We start from the raw sequence: 4,995 nt of genomic DNA, 5'->3' as shown, positions 1-4,995 counted from the left end.
GGCCGGCGCTGCCGGTGCGGCCTGCACCGGTGCGGGGACCTGCGTCGGCTGGGCCGGCGGCTGCGGCGCCGTGGTCGGCGCCGGGTTCTGCTGCACCGGAGCGGGAGCCGGCGTGGTGGTCACCGGGACCAGCCGTTCGCCTTGGGCCTGAGCGAGTTTCGGCGGCAGCGCCCCCGGTTTGGCGGGAGTCGTGTTGAGCGGCGGCACCGGCGCGCCCTCGGCCGGTGTCTCCTTACCGACCACGGTGACCGAACCGTCGGGCGCCACGAGCAGGCGGGCGGGATCCTTGGCCGGGATCATGCCCAGTTCGCGCGCGCGGTTGGCCAGTTCGGGCGCCGAGTCGGCGGCCTCGACCTCGCGTTGCAGGGCCGCGCGTTCGTCGAGCAACTGCCGGTTGATGCGGCGGGCGTCGCTGAGCTGATAGCTGTCCTCGGCGGCATGAGTGGTCAGCACCAGGGTCGCGAGCAGACCGCAGCCGAGCAGGGCCAGAATCGCCGCCACGAACGGCAGCCGCCCGGCCATCATCGACCCGGCGCGCCCGGGTAGCGGCGGAAGTACGCGCTCCCCCGCCCGATTGCGCCGACGCGCATACGCGCGTTGGGCCGCACCGGATTTCACGCGGTCGGCGCTGTGCGCTCGCCGCGGCGCGGACCGCTGCGTCCGCTGTGGTGCGTCCACCCGTGTCCGCACGCTCATATTCCTGCCTCCCCTACCGATTTCCTGTGGGACTGCCCGTCGTAGTGCTGCCGCACCGGCAATACCCCCGTAGCCGGATCGCTGTCACCCGGCCGCCTGTATTCGCTCCGCGGCCCGCATACGCACCGGCGCCGCGCGTGGGTTCTCCTCGATCTCCGTTTCGCTCGCCTTCTCCGCGCCCCTGGTCAGAATCGCGAATTCCGGTCCCATACCGGGCAATTCGACGGGCAGGTCCAATGGTGTGCGCGAGGCCGAGGCCTGCGCGAAGATCTGTTTGACGACCTTGTCCTCCAGCGACTGGTAGGACATGACGACGATCCGCCCGCCGACCTCCAGCGCGGCCAGCGCCGCCGGCACCGCGGCTTCCAGCGACTCGAGTTCCCGGTTGACCTCGATCCGCAAAGCCTGGAAGGTGCGTTTGGCGGGATGCCCGCCGGTGCGCCGGGTCGCCGCCGGGATCGCGTCGTAGAGCAGTTCCACCAGTTGCGCGCTGGTCGTGAACGGCCGCTGCGCGCGCCGGCGGAGGATCTCGCTCGCGATCCGGCCCGCAAAGCGTTCCTCGCCATAGGTTTTCAGGATCCGGGCCAGGTCGCCGTGGCTGTAGGTGTTGAGCACATCGGCCGCGGTGAGGTCGGCCGTCGGATCCATCCGCATGTCCAGCGGAGCGTCCACCGAATAGGCGAATCCCCGCTCGGCCTCATCGAGTTGCATCGAGGACACACCGAGGTCCATCAGCACCGCACGCACCGATCCGCGTTCCGGCAGCCCGGCCTGCCGCAGCGCGCCGGGCAGGCCGTCATATCTGGTGTGCACCAGCGTGATTCGATCGGCGAAGGGCTCGAGCCGCTCACCCGCCAGGCGCAGTGCCTCGGTATCGCGGTCCAGTCCGATCAGGTGGATCGCGGGATAGGTCCGCAGAAAATGTTCGGCATGCCCGCCCAAACCGAGCGTGGCGTCGACCAGGACTCCGCCGGATTCCAGTGCGGGGCCGAGGATTTCGTCGGCACGACGCAGGAGAACCGGAACATGGCGGGGGCGGTCGCTGTCATGATTCACCTCGACCTCCCGGATCCTGGCTCACGGTGCTTGCGACGGGTGGATGGCCTAACGAGTGGACAGCCAATGCCCCGGGGTCTCTGACCGAACACGGCACCTGGCGTTGGGGAAGTACGTCAGGGTCCGTGCCGGGCAGAGGCCGCAGGGCACTCGCCTGTCTCGGATCAGAAAATTCCGCCCAGCGACTCGTCTCCTGCCAGCGAGTAGTCCTCCTCGTGCTCGGCGAGGTAGGAATCCCACGCCTGTTTGTCCCAGATCTCGAGGAAATCGACCGAGCCGATCACCACGCAGTCCTTGGACAGGTTCGCGTAGCGGCGATGTTCGGCCGACAACGTGATCCGGCCCTGCCCATCGGGACGTTGTTCGTCCGTGGACGCCGCCAAGGCACGAACGAAAGCCCTTGCCTGCGGGTTGCTTCGGGACGCCGCCGCGGCTCGCCGCGCCAGGGCGGTGAACTCTTCTTTGGGATAGACGGCAAGGCTGTGGTCCTGACCTTTCGTGACCATCAACCCTCCCGCCAGCTCGTCGCGAAACTTCGCAGGCAACGTCAGTCGCCCCTTGTCGTCCAGCCGAGGCGTGTAGGTACCGAGAAACACAGTCTCGACACCTCCCGCTCGATCACCTCGTCTGATCGGCTCTTATCAGTGCGCGCTCCACATTACCCCACTTTCCCCCACTTTCAATCGAAAGCCGCGGTGATCTCGGTCCCCGGTTCGAGGATCCAGCAGGTCAGCTCAGCTATCACCGCGGTGGGGAGATTTCGTCGAGTTCCCCCGACACGCGCCGCCGGCGGGGCGGTCGGCCCGACAACCATCAGCAAACCCGCAGCTGGGAGCCGCCCCGGCGGACGGTGGGTGAGAGTGGGGGCCGGGCGTGGGGCACGGTGGGGAAATGCGGGGGCGGCGAATCCGGCGCAGCGTGAACGCGATCCGGATCACTCCGGGAAAAGAAAACGACACGCCGCACATCACGGCGTGTCGTTCGAGGTTGTTCCGTTGTCGGCTACTCGGTGCCGGGCACGGCAATCATCGCGCAACCACATTTCGGCCGCTCGCCGCCGCCTCGGCGGCGCGAGCGGAGGCTCAGCTGTCCTGCTCGAAGCGGCGCCTGAACCGATCTTCCATGCGAGCGGAGAAGCCACCGGCCTTGCGTTGCTTACTCTTTGCCGCACGGCCGGGTGCACCACCGGGGCCGGAGGAGGCATCGCCGCCGCCTCGGCCGCTCTTGGTCATGCCCGAGCCGCCCAGCAACAACAACACACCCGCGCCGAACATCACGATGAAGCCGAGCAGGCTGATGATCGGGAATCCGCCGGGCTTGACGGGCAGGGCGATTCCCGCGATGAGAAGAACGAGGCCGAGGACGAAGAGCGCGGCCGCCTGAAGTCTGCGTCTTCCGGTGGCAGAGCGAAGCCGACCACCACGCACGGTCGAGGCGAATTTAGGGTCCTCAGCATAGAGCGCGCTCTCGATCTGTTCGAGCATGCGCTGCTCGTGCTCGGAGAGTGGCACGGTACCTCCCCCGGCACTAGGTCCTGGTTGTCGCCTCCGGGTAGACGACAAGTAGCCGACCTTGGCGGCTACTGCCACCAATGATACGAGTTCGATCAGTGCGCTACCACCTACTCGCCGATGTTCACGCCGTGCCGTCGGCGAGCCAGCCCGGCGCGGGACGCAACCGAGCCGCGGTAATCGCCAGCGCATCCTCCACATCGCGCAGGAATGCCTCCACCCGCGAGGCGAACTCGTCGGCCTGGGTATCGCTGATCGCGCGGTCCAGTCCGGCCTCGAGCGCCGCCCTGGTCTCGGAGAAGGAACTGAAGTAGTCCGACCACATGACGAATTCCGGAGCGGCCTGTTGCATCAGCACCCACGCGTTGCGGGAGCGAGCCCGCGGCGCCCGGTCGGCTCCGGTCGCGGCCAGCACCGCACCGGCGCCGCGCAGGGCCGCCAGATACGCGCTGCGCAGCCGCTCGCTCGGGTCGGGTTCGGCCCAGGCCTGCTGCACCATCGTGTCCGCCCGGTCGAGCAGACCGCCCGCCCGGCCGGCACGTCGCGGATCGTCCATCCGACCAGCCATCTCGACACCTCCACATTTCGCATACCGGGCCCGGTCGACCGCGCCGAACCGAACAGGTATTCGAACGTTTCAATTGAATGTGAATATAGAGACGACCACCGACAGACTTTCGCGCCGAACGACGGCCGCGCACCCTGGATGGGGACCCGCACCCCCGTCCGGCCCCCGAATCCGACGTCCGCCCCAGACCACAGAACCTTCGACAGACAGAGACGGCCCCGAAGATATGGCTCCCCGCTCATGACCGCCGTCAGGCCCCGCCACACCCCCGCGCCCGTCGTCGTCGACCTCTCGGCCGCGACGTTGCGTCACCGGCTGCACGACGCTCTCGCCGTGTACGTCGCGGCGATGGACTATCCACGCGGCACCGAACACCACCGCGCCCCGATGTGGGCCGAGCACACCACCCGGCCGGGCTGGCAGGCCGTCGCCGCGGTGGTCCCCGACGACAGCGGCCACGTCGATCTGCGCACCGCCCCGATCGTCGCGATCGCCTACGGCTATCGCGGTGCGCCGCACCAGTGGTGGCATCAGCAGGTGCACACCGGAATGCGCCGCTCGGGCTGGCCGGAGCAGACCGCGCGCGCCCTGCTGTCGGACTATTTCGAGCTGACCGAACTACACGTCCATCCCTCCGCCCAGGGGCGCGGCATCGGCGAGACCCTGCTGGTGCGACTGCTCGAGCAGCGCACGGAGGCGGCGGTACTGCTGTCCACACCGGAGGTGGACCGCGAGGCCAACCGCGCCTGGCGGCTGTATCGCCGGCAGGGATTCACCGATGTGGTCCGGCATTTCGTCTTCTCCGGCGATACCCGGCGCTTCGCCGTGCTCGGCCGCCGGCTACCGCTGCGGACGCTCGAGCAGTGACGACACTGATCCTCGGTTCCGGCCACAATGCCCTGGTCGCGGCCTGCTATCTGGCACGGGCGGGACATCCGGTGGAGGTTCTCGAGCGCGACGAGGTGCTCGGTGGCGCGGTGTCGACGGTCGAGCGCTTCCCGGGGCATCTCGTGGACCGCGGTTCCTCGGCGCACATCATGATCCGCCACACCGGCATCATCGAGGAACTCGAACTGGAGAAGTTCGGGCTGCGCTACATCGACTGCGACCCTTGGGCTTTCGCACCCGCGCCGGTGGGTTCCGGCGCCGAGCCGATCGTCTTCC

Annotated in this window: 7 protein-coding genes; 2 read left to right on the top strand and 5 right to left on the bottom strand. The window is 68.5% G+C overall.

The genetic code is table 11. From position 1 onward, the window contains the following. From ftsL to ON23_RS08760, 5 genes are all read right to left on the bottom strand, one after another. On the bottom strand, positions 1-696 hold a 696-nt coding region (gene ftsL / locus ON23_RS35840), incomplete at its 3' end, for a cell division protein FtsL (protein ID WP_245555919.1). An 84-nt stretch (positions 697-780) separates the two neighbouring features. Then, entirely contained in the window at positions 781-1,752 is a 972-nt protein-coding gene (rsmH, locus tag ON23_RS08775) for a 16S rRNA (cytosine(1402)-N(4))-methyltransferase RsmH (RefSeq protein WP_039777399.1), read from the bottom strand. 164 nt (positions 1,753-1,916) lie between these two features. Next, on the bottom strand, positions 1,917-2,348 hold the full coding sequence (mraZ, locus tag ON23_RS08770) for a division/cell wall cluster transcriptional repressor MraZ (RefSeq protein ID WP_030514722.1): 432 nt from the start codon (positions 2,346-2,348) through the stop codon (positions 1,917-1,919). A 486-nt stretch (positions 2,349-2,834) separates the two neighbouring features. After that, entirely contained in the window at positions 2,835-3,263 is a 429-nt protein-coding gene (locus ON23_RS08765; RefSeq protein WP_039777398.1) for an SCO2097 family morphological protein, read from the bottom strand. Positions 3,264-3,387: 124 nt separating this feature from the next. Then, positions 3,388-3,831, bottom strand: coding sequence for an SAV_6107 family HEPN domain-containing protein (locus tag ON23_RS08760; protein WP_062999078.1), 444 nt, complete (start codon positions 3,829-3,831; stop codon positions 3,388-3,390). Positions 3,832-4,071: 240 nt separating this feature from the next. Here ON23_RS08760 and ON23_RS08755 point away from each other — a divergent pair, with 240 nt between their 5' ends. Together ON23_RS08755 and ON23_RS08750 are read left to right on the top strand one after the other, a co-directional pair. Beyond that, positions 4,072-4,698, top strand: coding sequence for a GNAT family N-acetyltransferase (locus tag ON23_RS08755; protein ID WP_039777396.1), 627 nt, complete (start codon positions 4,072-4,074; stop codon positions 4,696-4,698). Then, the coding region (locus ON23_RS08750) for an NAD(P)-binding protein (protein ID WP_039777395.1) at positions 4,695-4,995 on the top strand (301 nt) is incomplete at its 3' end. The genes ON23_RS08755 and ON23_RS08750, both read left to right, overlap by 4 nt.

It is taken from the genome of Nocardia cerradoensis NBRC 101014, from assembly GCF_000308535.1.
Classification (GTDB): domain Bacteria; phylum Actinomycetota; class Actinomycetes; order Mycobacteriales; family Mycobacteriaceae; genus Nocardia; species Nocardia cerradoensis.
Note: the sequence above shows the minus strand (reverse complement) of the source record. Positions and strands in the feature narration are given on the sequence as shown.